Here is a 17,047-nt window from a genome sequence, read left to right as displayed (position 1 = left end):
AAGTCTCATCGCAATCAACTAAAATCCCTATTAGGGATTGAAACTTTAAAAACTCTTGGCAGTGCAAGACTAATCACTTTAAATCGCAATCAACTAAAATCCCTATTAGGGATTGAAACAAGAGGATAAAAAAATACCCTTACTATGGCAGCAAGATCGCAATTAACTAAAATCCCTATTAGGGATTGAAACCACTGGAACACTTACAATTGCTGGATATCAGAAGATCGCAATTAACTAAAATCCCTATTAGGGATTGAAACGTGGCGCGGATAGCGCAGGCTAGCTTCATTCTTGCATCGCAATTAACTAAAATCCCTATTAGGCATTGAAACTTTTCTTCTATCGTCTTGGTGCGATCGCCTGATGGTGCAATACGATCGCAATCAATATCCCCTATCAGGTATTGGAACGAAGTATACCGAGAGCTAGCCTCTTAAAATAGTATTAAAAATTACAAAAATTACTTCAAGGGTCATTCCACATCCAGCTTGAGGGCTGTGATATTATAGGAGACTGCTGCATACATTTTAGAAAAACTAGAAACTGAATCGACCATGGCCCTCACGCAACTGCGGAAACAAGAAATAATCTCCAACTACCAAGTTCACGAAACTGACACTGGCTCGGCCGATGTCCAAGTTGCTATGCTAACTGAGCGCATTAACCGCCTCAGCGAACATCTCCAAGCAAATAAAAAAGACCATTCTTCCCGAAGAGGACTGTTGAAGCTAATCGGACAGCGTAAGCGTCTTCTAGCTTATATATCGCAGGAAAGCCGGGAAAAATATCAAGCTTTGATTGCTCGTCTCGGTATTCGTGGATAGGACTACCGCTTATGTCTGCTGAAGAATCTGAACGCAGTCGTTTGCCTTTTGAACCGAACAAAAAGCGCCAAAAACCCGCAAAAGCTCAAAGTACACCAGCAGCACAGCCCCAAGAATCTGTCAAAAAGGCTGATAAAAAAGTGGTTTACACCAAACAAGAGATGGCAATTCCCCAAGTAGTCAGCCAACGGATGATCCGACGGGTAGCTGGGTTCTCTGGTGTACCAACAGCTTTGGGCATTAGCGCTTTGGTTGCTAGCTATCTGCTTGCTGCCTACTCTGATATCCGACTACCTCCCATCGCCGTGTTATTGGTGAACATGGGATTATTTGGTTTGGGGGTTTTAGGGATAACTTATGGCGTTCTCTCTGCCTCTTGGGATGAAGAAAAAGTCGGAAGTTTTCTGGGTTTGGGTGAGTTCAACACCAATTTGGGACGAATGGTGGCAGCTTGGCGCGAAACTCGGCAAAAAAACTTATGATGAACGGCGCTCAGGTATTAAGTAACTGTGATATTGGGTAAATGAAAAAGTTAATGTTGAAGTTGAAATTCGATCGCTTCAACATTGCTAGTTAAAATTTTACAATCTTTTTTATACCCTATATTTAGTTATTTAGCAGTAAAAATACTGACTGAGCGCTGCATTTTATCTATTTATTTTGTAAACAAATTTTATTTTTAACTATTTGTAATTAGGCCAATAGGCAACAATAAAGTTAGCCTATTCACAGAAAATTTTACTCAATTAATTAATCAGGAACTTTCAGATGATTATAGTAATGAAAAGTGGTTCCCCAGAGGCGGAAATAAACCGCATTGATGAGGAACTTAGTAGCTGGGGGCTAACTCCAGAAAAAATTGTTGGTCAACACAAAGTAGTTATTGGTTTAGTAGGTGAAACCGCCAGCTTAGATCCGTTACAAATTCAGGAACTTAGCCCCTGGATTGAGCAGGTGTTACGGGTAGAGCAGCCTTACAAACGAGCTAGCCGTCAGTACCGCCACGGCGAAGCGTCAGATGTCGTGGTTAATACTCCTGATGGAGCGGTAGTATTTGGCGAACATCAGCCTTTGGTAGTCGTTGCTGGCCCCTGCTCTGTAGAAAATGAAGAAATGATTGTAGAGACAGCGCGGCGCGTCAAGGCTGCTGGAGCCGCATTTTTACGCGGAGGGGCATACAAACCCCGGACTTCACCTTATGCTTTCCAAGGACACGGCGAGAGTGCTTTGGATTTGTTAGCGAAGGCGCGGGAAGTTAGCGGATTAGGTATTATTACAGAAGTGATGGATGCGGTAGACCTGGATAAAATTGCCGAAGTTGCTGACGTGATTCAGGTGGGAGCAAGAAATATGCAAAATTTCTCTTTGCTCAAAAAAGTGGGAGCGCAGCCGAAACCAGTTCTGTTGAAGCGGGGAATGGCAGCTACTATTGAAGATTGGTTGATGGCAGCCGAGTATATTTTGGCATCTGGCAATCCCAATGTAATTTTGTGTGAAAGGGGAATACGCACCTTTGACCGTCAGTATACGCGAAATACACTGGATTTATCGGTAGTGCCAGTGTTGCGGAAACTGACTCACCTGCCAATTATGATTGACCCCAGTCACGGCGTAGGTTGGTCTGAATTTGTGCCTTCAATGGCAATGGCTGCGATCGCAGCTGGCACAGATTCCCTGATGATAGAGGTTCACCCTAATCCTGCCAAAGCTTTATCCGACGGGCCCCAATCTCTGACACCAGACCGTTTCGATAACTTGATGCAAGAATTGTCAGTAATTGGTAAGGCAGTGGGACGCTGGAAGCAACCAGCAGTGGCTCTAGCTTAAAATTTAGTTGCAATTTATTGCTAGGCATAAATAAATTAAAGTTTGTAGTGAGTTAGCGCGGTCTTCTCCCAAAGGGAGAGGCTAGCGCCAAGGGGGTTTCCCCCATAAGCGACTAACGAACCCGAAGGGTCAGGACTTTAGTGCTGATAAATCCGAAGAAGCGATAAATCGCTCGCTACAAACTAGGATTTTTTTGTATGTTTAATTATGCCTACCTACTTATTGTAAAAATGCAATGATGCCCCTTTATATTATGTCCGCCAAATCACCCATAATAAAAGAACCCCACCCCCAACCCCTCCCCGCTTGCGGGGAGGGGAGCTAAAGCGCAGCTTTTGCGGGGTGGGGTTCCGGTTATTATGGTTACAGCAGTTTTCATGTATTTAGACCACAATTATCAGACCTAACCCCCAGCCCCTTCCCTACAAGGGAAGGGGAGAAAATCAAAGCCTCTCTCCTACGAGGAGAGAGGTCTATTTGTGGTTCATTTACCTGAAAATTGCTGTAATTACCCGGACATCATATTACAAATATTCTAAAGGGGATTTTTAAACACTAACTAAACTAAACGTGAGTTCGATGAACCTCTCCCGGACAACCTCCCTCTCCCACAGGGAAAGGGAGGAGCAACGAGAAATTAGGGTTTTGGCTCCCCTCTCCGTGTCGGAGAGGGGTTGGGGGAGAGGTCAAAAAAAGGCTTGTCGAACTCACGTTAACTTTTGAATCGTGACTAATGTCATGGATAAAAATTGTAAAGATGACTGGCTATTGAATAAAACGATTTTTACAAGGTAGAACTATTAATACTGAAAACTCCGATTTTGATATTTGGGGCAGTGCCTATCTGACGGCAATACGGTTACTGCAATTCAATTTTGCCACCTGAAAAAAAGGGACGGGTAAAATACCTATCCCAGAAAATTCACTTTTATAGCAAGGGACTGGGGACTGGGTGAAAAGCCTTTTTGTGTCTAAATTTTATCATCTGTTAATGTCCTAACCTTTTTGGCTGTTGTTATATTCAATTGATAGAAAACGATCGCAAAACTTTTATTGGGCGTTGCATAATTGCGGGATGATTTCGCAAGTTATAAAATCTCCCCCCCTGCAACGCCAGCACCCCCTGCCTCCCCTGCCTGCCTAAATTCATCCCTCTGTTCTGCAACGCCTTTTATTGCACTTGGGTGGGGAAAGCACCAGGTTGCACAGCTATGTTAAGATTCTGCCCATTGCGACGTAATTCCATACGTAAATCGCTGCCGACTTGGCTATTTTCTACTGCCTTTTGGACACTGCTGGCATCTGTGACTGCTTGACCTCCAAGGGTTTGAATCACATCACCAGCACGTATCCCTGCTTTAGCGGCTGGTGAATTTGGTACAACTTTTACAACCAATACACCTTTATCTTCATTCACACTCAAACCGCTGTTAGGATCTGAGTTGATATTTTGTTTTAGCTGAGGTGTTAACCCCACCATCTGAATTCCCAAGTAAGGATGTTGTACTTTACCTGTAGCTATTAGTTGACTGGAAATGTGTTGTGCTGTGTTGATAGGAATAGCAAAGCCTAATCCTTGTGCCCCTTGAATAATGGCAGTATTCATGGCAATTACCTGACCGCGAGAATTTAGCAAAGGCCCGCCGGAGTTACCGGGATTAATTGCAGCGTCGGTTTGAATATACTCTACTCGCTTATCGGGAGCGCCGATGAGATTGCTACTGCGTCCGGTGGCACTAATGATTCCGGTAGTTACTGTATTATCTAACCCAAGGGGATTGCCGATCGCGATCGCCCATTCTCCGGGTTGTAGTTGATCTGAGTTACCCAAGGCTACTAACGGAAGATTATCTGCCTGAATCTTCACAACAGCAACATCGGTCAACTCGTCTTTTCCTAACACTTTTCCTTTAAAGCTACGCCCATCCTTGAGTGTTACTGTTACGGTATCAGCACCATCAACTACGTGAGCGTTGGTAAGAATACGACCATCGGCACTAATAATAAAACCTGAACCTGTACCCCGTTCTACGCGATCCTGTTGTTGCGGTATTTGAGAACCAAAAAAGCGTTGGAAGAGTGGATCGTTAAATTCATCTGGTAACTGGGTTTTTACGGTTCGGGAAGAGTCAATTCGCACTACAGCAGGCCCTACCTTTTGCACCACCTGGGTAACAAAGTTAGGATCTGTGCCTGCTGGTATTGGAGGAGCAGCATTTACTCGACTTACTGCCAAATTAGATGCATTTTCAGACACCTGCTGAGAGTGTCCAGCTATATAACCGCCTGCCAATGTCATCCCCGATCCCAGCAGCACCAGCGATAGAGAGGCGGCAGCTTTTCGCCAGGGTTGATAATATTTGGCATCAGCAGTGTTATGTAAAATGCTATTTGATGGGTGTTCTCTGTCGCGAGATTCGTTTTGCATTGCTGTCTGGAAGGATATTTAGATGTATTACTAATGTAGATATGATTTATGACAGTTTTGTTGCAAAGGTATTGCGTTGTTGTGAAAGCTTTGGTATTTTATTGAACCGTATTGGAATATAGTCATTCGTAGAGACCTACATCGCTGCGTACTCTTTACCAATCTCAGTGCTGAGTGCTGTTAGCGGAAGCGGGGCGTTTAGCGCGTGCTGAGTAAATTAATGTGAGACAAGCCCTCTCCGTGTCGGAGAGGGGAGCCAAAACCCTAATTTCTCGTTGCTCCTCCCTTTCCCCGTGGGAGAGTGAGGTTGTCCGGGAGAGGTTCATCGAACTCACGTTAAATGAAGAATTACTCAGTATTTATGTACTTGGGTTTGAGCAAGGCCCCTTGTGGGCGGTTTTTAAACTCAGAACTCAGCACTCAGAACTCAGCACTCTTGATCATGCCTGAAGGAATGAAAATGGCACAGGGGAAAATTTTACTTAAACCTGACACTTTATGGACAAGTGTTAAAGAACGAACTGAATATGCTTTGCAATGCGGGGCGCTACTCTCGATTCCAACAGAATTTGAATTTGTTGAACAGGATGGCGTGCGCTTTTTGGTACGGATTTTGTCTAACCTGAATCGCAAAAAAGCAGCGAAGGATAAACAGGGAAAACAATCTGTTACTTCTGGTGTAGAGTTTAATCCTTTTTTGCCCTACGAAGAGGATTTATTTGTGGCGGATATCTCCGATACCCATGTATGTATTTTAAATAAATTCAATGTTGTAGATTATCATCTGCTAATCATCACCCGTGGTTTCGAGGAACAAGAAAGCTTACTCACCCTGGAAGATTTTACGGCTATGTGGGCGTGTTTGGCTGATTTCGATGGTTTAGCATTTTACAACAGTAGCAAAACCGCAGGTGCTAGTCAGCGACACAAGCACTTACAATTAGTACCTCTACCACTTGCCCCTTCAGGGTTGCAAATACCGATTGAAACTTTACTAACATCAGCACAATTTCAATCGAACCCACCTTCAGCAAAACTTCCTTTTGTACACGCTTTCGCACCATTAAATTCTAATTGGGTGCGATCGCCATTGGCAGGGGGTCAAGCAACATTGGAACTTTATCACACTTTGCGTCACGCTGTCGGTTTAGATGACAAGCAATCTGGTGCTTACAATTTGTTAGCGACACGAGAATGGATGTTAATCGTACCGCGATCGCAAGAGCATTTCCAATCTATCTCTGTGAATTCATTAGGATTCGCTGGTGCGCTGCTGGTGCGAAACGCAGCAGAAATGGAGATTCTCAAAACCCAAGGGCCGATGACTATCCTCAAAAATGTTGCTGTATCCTAATACTTACGCACACTCTACGAATTCTTTTCTACGAGATAATTATCCTTAGTGGGAGTTTGACCAATTTGCAGTACACAAACTGCGGCAATCAGACAGAGAACGCCTGATAAAATAAACGCTTGTAAATAACTACCCGTCCAAGTTCTCAAGACTCCGGCTCCGAATGCAGCTGTCGCTGCACCAACCTGGTGTCCGGCGACAATCCAACCGAACATCACGCCGACATTTTCTTTACCGAAGGCGTTGGCAACAAGACGGACTGTTGGTGGTACGGTGGCAATCCAATCAAGTCCATAGAAGACGGCAAAAATGGAAAGTCCATAGAAGGAAAAGTTGAAACTGAAGGGCAAGAAAATCAAAGATAAACCCCGCAGTCCGTAGTACCAAAACAATAAGTAGCGATTATTCCAACGGTCAGATAGCCAACCGGACATAGTAGTTCCAAAAAAATCGAATAGTCCCATAATTGCCAAAAGCCCAGCAGCATTGACTTCAGGGATACTGTGGTCAATACAAGCAGGAATTAGATGAGTTCCAATTAACCCATTTGTACTTGCGCCACAGATAAAAAAGCTACCGAATAACAGCCAGAAGTCTCGATTACGCATTCCCAGCCAAAGGGCGTTAAGGGTGGAGGCAATGGAATTTGCTCTAGGCTGTAACACTTCTACAGTTTCGCTGTTGTCGCCAAAGGCTCGCAAACCAACATCTGCCGGGCGATCGCGCATAAAGACTGCGATCGCTGGAATAATTAGAAGTGCTGCACCAGTCAGAGCCAGAGCCGCAGTTCGCCAGCCAAAGCGATCGGCTACTGAGGCCAACATCGGCAGAAACACTAGTTGCCCCGTAGCTGTACTGGCGGTTAAGATGCCCAGAACTAGACCCCGCTTTTCCAAAAACCAGCGATTGACGACAATAGCACCCAAAACCAGGGCAATAACTCCGCTACCAGAACCGACAACTACACCCCACAGCAAAACTAGTTGCCAAGAAGCTGACATCAAAGTGGTTAAACCGACACCAAGCGCGATGATGGCAAGTGAGAATACCATCATCCGACGAATGCCGATTCGCTCCATAACTGTGGCAGCAAAAGGGCCAATTAATCCGTAAAGTACTAAGTTAATGGAGATTGCCAAAGATATAGTCGCTCTACTCCAGCCAAACTCTTGTTCGAGAGGCACTATAAAAACTCCAGGAGCAGAGCGGATTCCGGCTGCCACCAGCAAGGCTAGGAATGTTAAACCCGCGACGATCCAAGCATAGTGGAACGAACGACGCGCTAGGAAGGAGGGTAAGGACATGGTTTGGAGGGGGGAGTGGGGAGCAGGGAGCAGGGGGCAGGGGAGCAGGGGAGTGGAGTTCAAAGACTCATTCACGAGTATCAAAGACTCGTCGGCGAGTATAAAAGACTCATTCACGAGTATAAAAGACTCGTCGGCGAGTATAAAAGACTCATTCACGAGTATAAAAGACTCGTTGGCGAGTATAAAAGACTCGTTGGCGAGTATAAAAGACTCGTCGGCGAGTATTAAAGACTCATTCATGAGTATCAAACACTCGTCGGCGAGTATCAAAGACTCGTCGGCGAGTATAAAAGACTCATTCATGAGTATCAAACACTCGTCGGCGAGTATCAAAGACTCATTCTCTATTCCCCATTTTCCATTGCCAATTTAGAGAGAACTACCCTGCATAAGGGTTGCCAATTCTGTCTACAGACACGTTAGAAGAGAATGGCAAACGACCTGGATTTAAGCGTGGTTCGGCTGCATAACCCACAGGAACTAAAACAGCGATCGCTAAATCTGGATTATCTCCTGCACCAATCACTTGTTTTACTCGATCCTCAATCCAACCGTTCATAAAACAAGTGGACAATCCTAGACTTTCTGCCGCTAGCACCAAATGGGTAGCGGCAATGATCGCATCTTTGATCGCATATTCGCGTCGCTTCTCGCCTAGCGTTGCTTGAAATTGCGGAACGGCGGTTTTAAAGTAGTTTACTGTGCCTTCATTCCATGCCCCAGTTTCCAGTCCTTGCTCTATAATTGGGGCCAAGTTTTTTTCGCCTGCGTTAGGATCGGCGGCAAAAACGAAGGTTACAGGTGCTTGAACAATTTGCTGTTGATTAAAAGATGCTGCTGACAGTGCTGCCTTTTGCGCTTCATCTTGCACAAGAATAATTTGCCAGTCCTGGAGATTATAGCTGCTGGGTGCAGCCACGGTTAACTCTACCAGTTGCTTGAGCAGTTCTGGGGCGATGGGGTCTGTTTTAAAAGTTTTGATAGAACGACGTTGAGCGATCGCACTGGGTACATCTAAAGGTTGGGTTTGGATGATGGAACTCATGATATTCTCCTGATAGTTGGATTATAAGAGGGTTTCGGATTTTATATCTCAAGTGATTAAAAGCTCTAAAGAGCAGGACAATCCAAATATGTTCCTCTCTAATTGGCAATGTTAACTGGGTTAGAGATATGCTCGTGGATAATGCGCCATTGTCCCTCTCGCTTTTCCCATACAAGTGTCGCATGAGCCGTAATTCCAACCGCCTCATTCCCTATGGTGGTTGCTGTACTGTGGAAGATCAAAGCAGAGACGGTAATGTTATCACCTGGAAATATCTGAATATCCCCAACTGATTTAACTTGCCACTGGGTTATTGCTGTCATGAACGGCTTCCATATTTCCTCGTAGGATTGCCATCCTTGAATTCGAGTGGTCTGGGGTGAGAGGGTATCGAAGGCGAGGAATTGTTCATCTTGCCAGTAGAGATTGTCTAAAAGAGAAAAATCAAAGGATTTGTTGCCTGGACTAAACGCAGCTAGCCAATCGTTAACGCGTTCTTTGATTTTTGCTGCATCTAAAGTATCTTTCATAGTTCACAACCAATTTTTACAATCATTTTACTGATGTTGTATCTGGGAAAAATCTAAAAATCCTCAGTTTGATTTGATACTTTAGAGTGCAGAAAGTGGGTTTTAATTATTTAGATGAGAAGAATTATACCAATTCTCTAAAATCTGGCAACAGATTCAAACCCCGAAACCCTGACCCTACCTGACTTTCTTAATTACGAATTACGAATTGGAATTAGGCATTGACCATCTGCTCGTTAGCAGGCGACCAAAATGGATAGTCTGTATATCCTTCTTCACCGCCGCCATAAAAGCTTGCTTGATTTGGTTCATTTAGTGGTGCATTCAAAGCCAAGCGTCGGGGTAAATCGGGATTTGATATAAATAATGTGCCAAAGGCAACTAAATCTGCTGCTTTATTTGCCAGTACTGCATCGCCTTTTTCACGGGTATAACCACCATTGACGATCAGTGTACCTGTAAAGCGATCGCGTATATGGCTAGTGGGTACAATTATCCCGGCATGTCTGATGTCTGCTTCTGTTGCTTCATAAATATGCAGATATGCCAAATTAAACTGGTTCAAGGCTTGAGCCGCATAACCAAATGTCTCCAGGGGATTGGAGTCATGCATATCGTTAAAAGTCCCACTGGGAGAGAAACGCACCCCAACTCGATTAGAATCCCACACACTAGTTACCGCCTCTGTCACTTCTAACAGAAATCGGGCGCGATTCTCAATCGAACCCCCGTATTTATCTGTGCGTTGATTCGTGCCATCCCGGAGAAACTGATCTATTAAATAACCATTAGCTGCATGAATTTCTACTCCATCAAACCCAGCTGCTAAGGCATTTGCGGCTCCCTGACGGTACTGTTCAACTATCTGGGGTATTTCCGAAGTTTCTAAAGCACGGGGAGTAACAAAGGGTTTTGGCCCCTCATAAGTTGAGGCATCACCTTTAGGAGCAATAGCAGAAGGTGCCACAGGTAAAACTCCATTCGGTTGTAAATCAGGGTGAGAAATCCTGCCTACGTGCCATAGTTGCAGAAAAATTCTGCCGCCGTGCTGATGTACGGCATCGGTTACTAACTTCCATCCCTCCACCTGTTCTGGTGAATGAATTCCTGGTGTCGCGGGATAGCCTTGTCCTTCAGGAGTTACCTGTGTTGCTTCAGAAATAATCAGTCCGGCGGAAGCACGTTGGACGTAGTAAGTAGCATTTAATTGGTGTGGTACGTTTTCTTCACCTGCCCGGTTTCGGGTTAAGGGTGCCATCACTATCCGGTTAGGTAATTCCAGATTTCCTAATTGGTAAGGAGAGAATAAGTCGATCTCAGTAGTCATTGGTTATATCTCCAAATTATTTTAGTCATTGGACATTGGGCATTGGGCATTGGTAACTCTTCCCCAGTCCCCATTCCCCAGTCCCCAGTCCCTAATCCCACACACTAAACAATCGATCGAATAACGCCACCATCTACCCGCAAAGCTGCACCATTAGTTGCCGATGCTACGGGACTAGAAAGGTAAACTACGATCGCTGCTACTTCTTCATTAGTTGCAAAGCGTTTGATTAAGGAACTTGGACGCACATTTTGAAAAAACTCCGCCTCAACGTCAGCGCGAGTAATACCGCGTTCCTGTGCCAGGTTGGTGATAAAATCTTCAACTCCTTCGGAACGAGTTGGCCCTGGGAGGACAGAGTTTACTGTAACTCCAGTCCCCACAGTCATTTCGGCTAAACCTCTGGCAATGGCAAGTTGTGCCGTCTTAGTTGTGCCGTAGTGAATCATTTCCACTGGGATCTGAATAGCAGATTCGCTGGAGATAAAAATTATCCGCCCCCAGTTTTGCTCTAGCTGCTTTTGCAGATATTGCCGACTCAAACGAACTCCACTGAGAACGTTAACCTCAAATATCTTTAACCAGTCTTCATCAGTAATATCAAAGAAGCTTTTTACCTCATAAATACCCACATTGTTTATGAGTATATCAACGTGAGGAACCTCTTGAATGAGTTTCTCTATCCCTGATGCAGTGGCTGTGTCAGCAACAACACCAGAAACTTTTGCGTCGGGTGTAGAATGCTTAATTTTAGCGATCGCTTGAGCTACTCGTTCTTCAGACCGACCGTTGACAATTACTGATGCACCCTCTTGAGCTAGCCCAAGAGCGATGGCCAAACCAATACCTGCGGTTGAGCCACTGACCAGTGCAGATTTACCATGCAATTTCAAGTCCATTTCGCTCTTTCCCCGTTATTTGAAACAAAATGATCTGGGATTGGGGATTGGGTACTGGGGACAGGGGAGAATGCGAGGGGGACAAGCACAAAGGTCTAAGCGCCGGAAGTCGGCGCTCAGAACTTTAGAAGAACAAGGAAGGGGGACAAAGAATATTCAACAAGTCTCTCCCCAATCCTCAGTCCCCAGTCCCCAGTCCCCAGTCCCTAATCCCCTTAACTTAAATTAAAGATGCTGTGCTAAGGTCTTATTCAAGGTAGTTTTTGGAACCGCCCCGACGACAGTATCAACCTGGCGACCTCCTTTAAAAACCATCAATGTCGGAATGCTGCGAATTCCATAGTGGCTAGCGACAGTAGGATTTTGATCTGTGTTCAACTTCACAAATTTCACCTGTCCTTCGTATTCAACAGCAACTTCATCGACGACTGGGCCCACCATCCGGCAAGGGCCGCACCACGGTGCCCAAAAGTCTACTAATACCGGAATTTCACTTTCCAAGACTTCTTGCTTGAATGTGGCTTCTGTGACGTTTGTAATGGATGACATAAATTGCCTTCCTACTTAATTCTATAATTCGATAATATCGAATAATAAAAATATATGCCACCTGATGAGATAATGCAACTATGAGATTCCTTTATCATCCAGATAGAAAAAATATTTCTTTACCAGGCGTGTTGTATGCATTGGGCGATCCGGTGCGGCTAGAGATTGTGCGGCTGTTAGCGAGTGAGGGGGAACAATGCTGTGCGAAGTTTGATTTTGCGATCGCCAAATCAACTATGTCCAACCACTTTAAGATTTTGCGGGAGTCGGGGATAGTCTTGACACGCAAAGAAGGGACACAGCATATTAACATCCTGCGGCGTGAAGATTTAGAGATGCTGTTTCCAGGGTTATTGGATGTGGTATTGAAAGCTGCTCAACCATTACCTGTTGAACCCGCCAGTTCTAAACAAACAGCTTCAAGGATTTAGGGGCATGGGGCATTGGGCATGGGGCATGGGGCATTGGGCATTGGGCGATCGCTATTTGTTTAAGAATCTGCTCGTTTTTCAATTTGTGTTTCTAAATCAGCCAAGATATCATGTTGTTCTCGAAAAGTCCTTGGAGTGTGGGATAAACCTAAATCTGTAGATAGCAAATCAATACCGTCGATAATTTTGGGTATCTGAGGTCGATCGACTTGCAGACCAAGAAAGCATTTTTCCCTGTAATCTGGTCTTCCTTGAAAAAGTGCGATCGCTCTTTTCAAAGGGCGCATAACCTGATAAGCTTTTTCAGCCTTCTCAATTGATACTTGAGGTATTGGCGATCGCAGCCTGAGAACAGCTAAATCGATTAAATCTCTTGCCTCTACGCTATCATCGGCGTAACGGTCAGAATTTGACAGCAGCTTAGAGGTAAAACAGTCATTGAAGCTTAAGCAAGGAACGACTGACCACTTTGGATATCTTGGTGGGTCTAGTTGAAAACGAGTTTCGGCAATAATTTCCGTTTTAATCGGCACATCATCCACAAAAACGATCATCCGAATTCCATATTGGTCAGTTGTACTACGTCCAACTTGGATTTTACTTAAATCTCGAAATAATGCTTCATGCCCACCCTCAAATACCACTTCCCGTAGGTATTTGTAGCCTTCTGTACCAACAGAAGCGATAAAATCAACGTCCTTACTCCAACGATATTCTTCAAACTCAAATGCAAGAAGGGTTCCGCCACCAAAGTAAGCAGAACCCTTCTTAAGTATGTCCGAATCTAAGGATTCAAGAACTGTGAGAATTTGATTATGGTGTTCTAACCTGAAGGTCATAAACAAACTTGCAACCAGGATTTATAGCGTCTGGCAAGTTCCTGAAGAAAATTGAGTTCTTCGCCTTCAAGATTGTTAAATAGATTGCGATATTGCCAACCACGCTCGTAGCGACTCAGCATTTGTTCTGAAGTAAACCGATACACATCGGCAGTCTGCCAACAAATCGACTCCAGAAAAGGCAGCTTTTTGGGGACAGTAACAGGATTAATTGTTGGTGTTGCGGTTGTCATAGTTCTTTTAATCAACCACTTTAGGCTTACTTTAACTTTAGATTAGCACTACCGAATTTTCTAATCTCAATTTTATTTTAGCTATAAATTATCCGAACTGGGATAAACTCTTCCTTTCCAAGCGCCGCCGCGCCCTTGCCAATGACGGAGTGCTGAGTCTAGAGTCATTAAAGTATAGAGAAAAGCGATCGCAGGTAAACTAAAAGCGAACCAGACAGAACATTTATAAAAGCGGATTGTCGGGTAGTAAGCGAAAGTCATTAATAGCCATCCTAATATACCTGTAAGTGCGATCGCCCAATTACTCGAAACTGCACCGAGAATCACACATACAGGTGGGGTTAAATAAATCAGAGGCATTCCCACCAAAGTTCCCAATAATATTAATGGAGAATAATTCAGTTGGGTATAGGCAGTACGAGCAACCATATCCCAAATCGTCGCTAGCGAGTCATAAGGGCGCAAGCTTCGAGTCAAGCCACTCAATCCCAGCCAGATACGACCTTGACTGGGCATTGAGTTAATCTTCCTGTCCCCTTGTCCCCTTGTCCCCTTGTCCCCTTGTCCCCCACTCTTCTTAACAGCTTTAGCCAGGGCGCAATCGTCAATTAAAGCTTGACGAATCACTTGAATTCCCCCGATTCGCTCTAAAGCTTCTCTACGAATCAAAATAGATCCCCCGGCGGCGGCGGCTGTGGGATTGTTGGGATTATTCACCCAGCGAAAAGGATAGAGTTTTTGGAAGAAAAAGACGAAAGCTGGAATCAAAAGTTTTTCCCAAAAGCTCTCACACCTGAGTCGCACCATTACCGAAACCAAGTCTAAATCTTCCTGCACAGCTTTCTTCACGAGTCGGCGGAGATTACCAGGATCGTGTTCGATATCTGCGTCAGTCAGCAAAAAATAGTCAGGTGCTAATAAACTCGCACTTTTTATACCTTGCTCAACTGCCCAAAGTTTACCCGACCAACCAGGAGGTAGTGAGGCGCCAGAAATAATATGCAATTGCTGAGGTTTCCCAACAGCGTGTGCAACTCCTTCGGCAAAGTTTGCTGTCCGGTCTGTGCTGCGATCGTCTACCAAAAACACGTTGAAAGAACCAGGATAATCTTGGAGTAGGAGCGATCGCAAACTAGTTGGTATTAACTCAGCTTCGTTACGCGCTGGAACGACCGCACAAACCACAGGTAACGATTCTAGCTGAGTTTCTGTAAACTCTAATTGCTGATCTGTTCGCCAAAACTGTCCCCAAAAACCCAGTAATACTAACCAAATTGTCAACGATAAGAGCATCAATCCTAATACAATTACATCCATGACCTATTGCAAATTATCAGTGACTCAGACAGAATACTATGTCTATTGATAGAGGAAAAAAAATTTTTTTGCTGTAAGACCGCGTTCATATCTAGTGTTGGGTGTTGAGGTTAAATAGTTTTTCATGCAAACACAAGACAGGGTAAAAGTCAATAAAGTTGCAGATGCGATCGCAGCTAGCCAAGAATATCTGCTTTCAATTCAAAATCCCGCAGGTTACTGGTGGGCAGAGTTGGAGTCTAATGTCACCATCACTGCTGAAGTCGTCCTCCTGCATAAAATTTGGGGAACAGACCAAACCAGACCTTTACACAAAGTTGAAACATATTTGCGTCAACAGCAACGAGAGCATGGCGGCTGGGAACTTTACTACGGTGATGGCGGAGAACTTAGCACTTCGGTTGAAGCCTACATGGCTCTAAGATTGCTAGGTGTACCAGCAACCGATCCGGCGATGATTCGGGCGCAAGCTTTTATTCTTCAACGGGGTGGGATCGGCAAAACTCGGATTTTTACCAAGTTGCACCTAGCCTTGATTGGCTGCTACAACTGGCGCGGTATTCCCTCACTACCACCTTGGATAATGCTGTTGCCAAAAGCTTTCCCTGTCAATATCTACGAGATGTCTAGCTGGGCACGTTCTAGTACAGTACCATTACTGATTGTATGCGATCGCAAACCTGTTTATCTCACCGACTCAGCTATCAACCTAGATGAGCTATACGCTGAAGGTATCGATCGAGTCCAGTGGGAATTACCTGAAAGTGGCGATTGGACGGATTTATTCCTCACTCTCGATAAAGGTTTTAAGTTGGCAGAAAGCCTGAATTTAGTACCCTTTCGTGAAGAAGGCATCAAAGCCGCCGAAAAATGGATTTTAGAGCGCCAAGAAGCTACAGGTGACTGGGGCGGAATTATTCCAGCGATGTTGAATTCCATGCTGGCTTTGCGGTGTCTGGATTATGACACAAACGACCCGATTGTGGAACGAGGTTTGCAAGCAATTGATAACTTTGCCATTGAAACAGAGGATAGTTATCGAGTTCAGCCTTGTGTTTCACCCGTCTGGGATACAGCTTGGGCGATGCGTGCTTTGATAGAATCTGGCTTTGCACCAGATCATCCTGTCGTGGTAAAAGCTGGCGAATGGTTGTTGCAAAAACAAATTTTAGATTACGGAGATTGGGCTGTCAAAAATCGCCAAGGAAAACCAGGGGCTTGGGCTTTTGAGTTTGAGAATCGCTTTTATCCCGATGTAGACGACTCGGCGGTGGTGGTGATGGCACTACATTTGGCGAAACTCCCGAATGAAAAAATCAAGCAGGCTGCGATCGCTCGTGCCTTAAACTGGATTGCATCTATGCAATGTAAACCAGGCGGTTGGGCTGCTTTTGATTTGGATAATGACCAAGATTGGCTTAATTCCATCCCTTATGGCGATTTGAAAGCGATGATCGATCCAAACACCGCAGATGTTACCGCTAGGGTACTAGAAATGCTGGGTGCTTGTGATTTGTCAATTGATAGTGATAATTTGGAGCGATCGCTTACTTATCTTTTGCGCGAACAAGAAACCGAAGGCTGTTGGTTTGGTCGTTGGGGTGTAAATTATATTTACGGCACCAGTGGCGTTTTGTCAGCTTTGGCGTTAATCGATCCTCAAAGACACAAACTCAGTATAGAACGGGGAGCAGCTTGGTTAGTTGGATGTCAAAACCCAGATGGTGGTTGGGGCGAGACTTGCCGTAGTTACAACGATCCCAGTCTCAAAGGCAAAGGAAATAGTACTGCATCTCAAACTGCTTGGGCTTTAATTGGGTTGATAGCAGCAGGTGAAGCAACAGGTAAATTAGCTCTTGATGCGATCGAGCGGGGAATTGGATATTTGGTGGCAACTCAAAAGCCAGATGGTACTTGGTTTGAGGCAGACTTTACAGGTACTGGTTTCCCTTGCCATTTTTATCTCAAGTATCATCTGTATCAACAATACTTTCCTTTAATCGCACTAGGTCGCTATCAAGCAGCGATTGCGATCAAAGAAGGTTAACATTCGTTTTTAGTAAGGTAGCACGCCTATGCTACCTTAGCTCGACTTTATCCATTTTTAATTCAATCAAGCAGCGTAAACAGCAAT

16 protein-coding genes and 1 CRISPR repeat array (1 of these 17 cut by a window edge) are annotated in these 17,047 nt (G+C 44.6%); of the genes, 6 read left to right on the top strand and 10 right to left on the bottom strand.

Annotated features, from left to right (window positions below):
• Positions 1 to 335: a CRISPR direct-repeat array (repeat unit 37 nt; unit sequence ATCGCAATCAACTAAAATCCCTATTAGGGATTGAAAC) (it extends 1,210 nt beyond the left edge of the window).
• A gap of 222 nt (positions 336 to 557) precedes the next feature.
• The 3 genes from rpsO to aroF all read left to right on the top strand — a co-directional run bounded on the left by rpsO (position 558) and on the right by aroF (position 2,654).
• The gene (gene rpsO / locus RMZ95_RS29315) at positions 558 to 827 is read left to right on the top strand and encodes a 30S ribosomal protein S15 (protein WP_041565894.1); all 270 of its coding nucleotides are present in this window, start codon (positions 558 to 560) and stop codon (positions 825 to 827) included.
• Between the two features lie 11 nt (positions 828 to 838).
• A complete protein-coding gene (locus RMZ95_RS29310; RefSeq protein ID WP_322684234.1) occupies positions 839 to 1,309 on the top strand; it encodes a PAM68 family protein in 471 nt (156 codons plus the stop codon).
• A 286-nt stretch (positions 1,310 to 1,595) separates the two neighbouring features.
• Positions 1,596 to 2,654 (top strand): 3-deoxy-7-phosphoheptulonate synthase, encoded by a 1,059-nt coding sequence (gene aroF, locus RMZ95_RS29305; RefSeq protein ID WP_322675195.1) that lies wholly within the window; start codon positions 1,596 to 1,598, stop codon positions 2,652 to 2,654.
• Positions 2,655 to 3,825: 1,171 nt separating this feature from the next.
• On the opposite strand, the gene RMZ95_RS29300 is transcribed toward aroF, so the two are convergent.
• Positions 3,826 to 5,082 (bottom strand): HhoA/HhoB/HtrA family serine endopeptidase, encoded by a 1,257-nt coding sequence (locus RMZ95_RS29300; RefSeq protein ID WP_322684233.1) that lies wholly within the window; start codon positions 5,080 to 5,082, stop codon positions 3,826 to 3,828.
• 460 nt (positions 5,083 to 5,542) lie between these two features.
• Here RMZ95_RS29300 and RMZ95_RS29295 point away from each other — a divergent pair, with 460 nt between their 5' ends.
• Positions 5,543 to 6,436 (top strand): phosphorylase, encoded by an 894-nt coding sequence (locus RMZ95_RS29295; RefSeq protein WP_322684269.1) that lies wholly within the window; start codon positions 5,543 to 5,545, stop codon positions 6,434 to 6,436.
• Positions 6,437 to 6,450: 14 nt separating this feature from the next.
• On the opposite strand, the gene RMZ95_RS29290 is transcribed toward RMZ95_RS29295, so the two are convergent.
• The 6 genes from RMZ95_RS29290 to trxA all read right to left on the bottom strand — a co-directional run bounded on the left by RMZ95_RS29290 (position 6,451) and on the right by trxA (position 12,093).
• Positions 6,451 to 7,740: an MFS transporter gene (locus tag RMZ95_RS29290; protein WP_322684232.1), complete on the bottom strand. Its 1,290-nt coding sequence runs from the start codon at positions 7,738 to 7,740 to the stop codon at positions 6,451 to 6,453.
• A 382-nt stretch (positions 7,741 to 8,122) separates the two neighbouring features.
• A complete protein-coding gene (locus tag RMZ95_RS29285) occupies positions 8,123 to 8,788 on the bottom strand; it encodes a nitroreductase family protein (RefSeq protein WP_322684231.1) in 666 nt (221 codons plus the stop codon).
• 98 nt (positions 8,789 to 8,886) lie between these two features.
• Positions 8,887 to 9,318, bottom strand: coding sequence for a YybH family protein (locus RMZ95_RS29280; RefSeq protein ID WP_322684230.1), 432 nt, complete (start codon positions 9,316 to 9,318; stop codon positions 8,887 to 8,889).
• Positions 9,319 to 9,532: 214 nt separating this feature from the next.
• Entirely contained in the window at positions 9,533 to 10,645 is a 1,113-nt protein-coding gene (locus RMZ95_RS29275) for an alkene reductase (RefSeq protein WP_322684229.1), read from the bottom strand.
• A gap of 104 nt (positions 10,646 to 10,749) precedes the next feature.
• Positions 10,750 to 11,544, bottom strand: a complete 795-nt coding sequence (locus RMZ95_RS29270; RefSeq protein ID WP_322684228.1) for an SDR family NAD(P)-dependent oxidoreductase — start codon at positions 11,542 to 11,544, stop codon at positions 10,750 to 10,752.
• Positions 11,545 to 11,769: 225 nt separating this feature from the next.
• Positions 11,770 to 12,093, bottom strand: coding sequence for a thioredoxin (gene trxA / locus RMZ95_RS29265; RefSeq protein ID WP_292829099.1), 324 nt, complete (start codon positions 12,091 to 12,093; stop codon positions 11,770 to 11,772).
• Positions 12,094 to 12,173: 80 nt separating this feature from the next.
• Between trxA and RMZ95_RS29260 the strand changes: the two genes are divergently transcribed.
• Positions 12,174 to 12,524 carry an ArsR/SmtB family transcription factor gene (locus RMZ95_RS29260; protein ID WP_322684227.1) on the top strand — a complete coding sequence of 117 codons (351 nt, stop codon included), beginning with the start codon at positions 12,174 to 12,176 and terminating at the stop codon, positions 12,522 to 12,524.
• Between the two features lie 59 nt (positions 12,525 to 12,583).
• Here the strand turns inward: RMZ95_RS29260 and RMZ95_RS29255 are convergent, their stop codons facing one another.
• The 3 genes from RMZ95_RS29255 to RMZ95_RS29245 all read right to left on the bottom strand — a co-directional run bounded on the left by RMZ95_RS29255 (position 12,584) and on the right by RMZ95_RS29245 (position 14,913).
• Entirely contained in the window at positions 12,584 to 13,363 is a 780-nt protein-coding gene (locus RMZ95_RS29255) for a nucleotidyl transferase AbiEii/AbiGii toxin family protein (RefSeq protein ID WP_322684226.1), read from the bottom strand.
• Positions 13,360 to 13,596 (bottom strand): hypothetical protein, encoded by a 237-nt coding sequence (locus RMZ95_RS29250; RefSeq protein WP_322684225.1) that lies wholly within the window; start codon positions 13,594 to 13,596, stop codon positions 13,360 to 13,362. The genes RMZ95_RS29255 and RMZ95_RS29250 overlap by 4 nt, the downstream gene beginning before the upstream one ends.
• 81 nt (positions 13,597 to 13,677) lie before the next feature.
• Positions 13,678 to 14,913: a glycosyltransferase gene (locus RMZ95_RS29245; protein WP_322684224.1), complete on the bottom strand. Its 1,236-nt coding sequence runs from the start codon at positions 14,911 to 14,913 to the stop codon at positions 13,678 to 13,680.
• A gap of 124 nt (positions 14,914 to 15,037) precedes the next feature.
• On the opposite strand from RMZ95_RS29245, the gene shc reads away from it, so the two are divergent.
• Positions 15,038 to 16,960: a squalene--hopene cyclase gene (shc, locus tag RMZ95_RS29240; protein WP_322684223.1), complete on the top strand. Its 1,923-nt coding sequence runs from the start codon at positions 15,038 to 15,040 to the stop codon at positions 16,958 to 16,960.
• The last annotated feature ends 87 nt before the right edge of the window (positions 16,961 to 17,047 follow it).

It is taken from the genome of Nostoc sp. DedQUE07 (assembly GCF_034530975.2).
Taxonomy (GTDB): Bacteria; Cyanobacteriota; Cyanobacteriia; order Cyanobacteriales; family Nostocaceae; genus Nostoc.
Note: the sequence above shows the minus strand (reverse complement) of the source record. Positions and strands in the feature narration are given on the sequence as shown.

Excerpts from the sequence above, each read along its gene's own strand:
- rpsO (WP_041565894.1), top strand. The coding sequence starts at position 558 with ATGGCCCTCACGCAACTGCGGAAACAAGAAATAATCTCCAACTACCAA.
- RMZ95_RS29310 (WP_322684234.1), top strand. The coding sequence starts at position 839 with ATGTCTGCTGAAGAATCTGAACGCAGTCGTTTGCCTTTTGAACCGAAC.
- aroF (WP_322675195.1), top strand. The coding sequence starts at position 1,596 with ATGATTATAGTAATGAAAAGTGGTTCCCCAGAGGCGGAAATAAACCGC.
- RMZ95_RS29300 (WP_322684233.1), bottom strand. The coding sequence starts at position 5,082 with ATGCAAAACGAATCTCGCGACAGAGAACACCCATCAAATAGCATTTTA.
- RMZ95_RS29295 (WP_322684269.1), top strand. The coding sequence starts at position 5,543 with ATGGCACAGGGGAAAATTTTACTTAAACCTGACACTTTATGGACAAGT.
- RMZ95_RS29290 (WP_322684232.1), bottom strand. The coding sequence starts at position 7,740 with ATGTCCTTACCCTCCTTCCTAGCGCGTCGTTCGTTCCACTATGCTTGG.
- RMZ95_RS29285 (WP_322684231.1), bottom strand. The coding sequence starts at position 8,788 with ATGAGTTCCATCATCCAAACCCAACCTTTAGATGTACCCAGTGCGATC.
- RMZ95_RS29280 (WP_322684230.1), bottom strand. The coding sequence starts at position 9,318 with ATGAAAGATACTTTAGATGCAGCAAAAATCAAAGAACGCGTTAACGAT.
- RMZ95_RS29275 (WP_322684229.1), bottom strand. The coding sequence starts at position 10,645 with ATGACTACTGAGATCGACTTATTCTCTCCTTACCAATTAGGAAATCTG.
- RMZ95_RS29270 (WP_322684228.1), bottom strand. The coding sequence starts at position 11,544 with ATGGACTTGAAATTGCATGGTAAATCTGCACTGGTCAGTGGCTCAACC.
- trxA (WP_292829099.1), bottom strand. The coding sequence starts at position 12,093 with ATGTCATCCATTACAAACGTCACAGAAGCCACATTCAAGCAAGAAGTC.
- RMZ95_RS29260 (WP_322684227.1), top strand. The coding sequence starts at position 12,174 with ATGAGATTCCTTTATCATCCAGATAGAAAAAATATTTCTTTACCAGGC.
- RMZ95_RS29255 (WP_322684226.1), bottom strand. The coding sequence starts at position 13,363 with ATGACCTTCAGGTTAGAACACCATAATCAAATTCTCACAGTTCTTGAA.
- RMZ95_RS29250 (WP_322684225.1), bottom strand. The coding sequence starts at position 13,596 with ATGACAACCGCAACACCAACAATTAATCCTGTTACTGTCCCCAAAAAG.
- RMZ95_RS29245 (WP_322684224.1), bottom strand. The coding sequence starts at position 14,913 with ATGGATGTAATTGTATTAGGATTGATGCTCTTATCGTTGACAATTTGG.
- shc (WP_322684223.1), top strand. The coding sequence starts at position 15,038 with ATGCAAACACAAGACAGGGTAAAAGTCAATAAAGTTGCAGATGCGATC.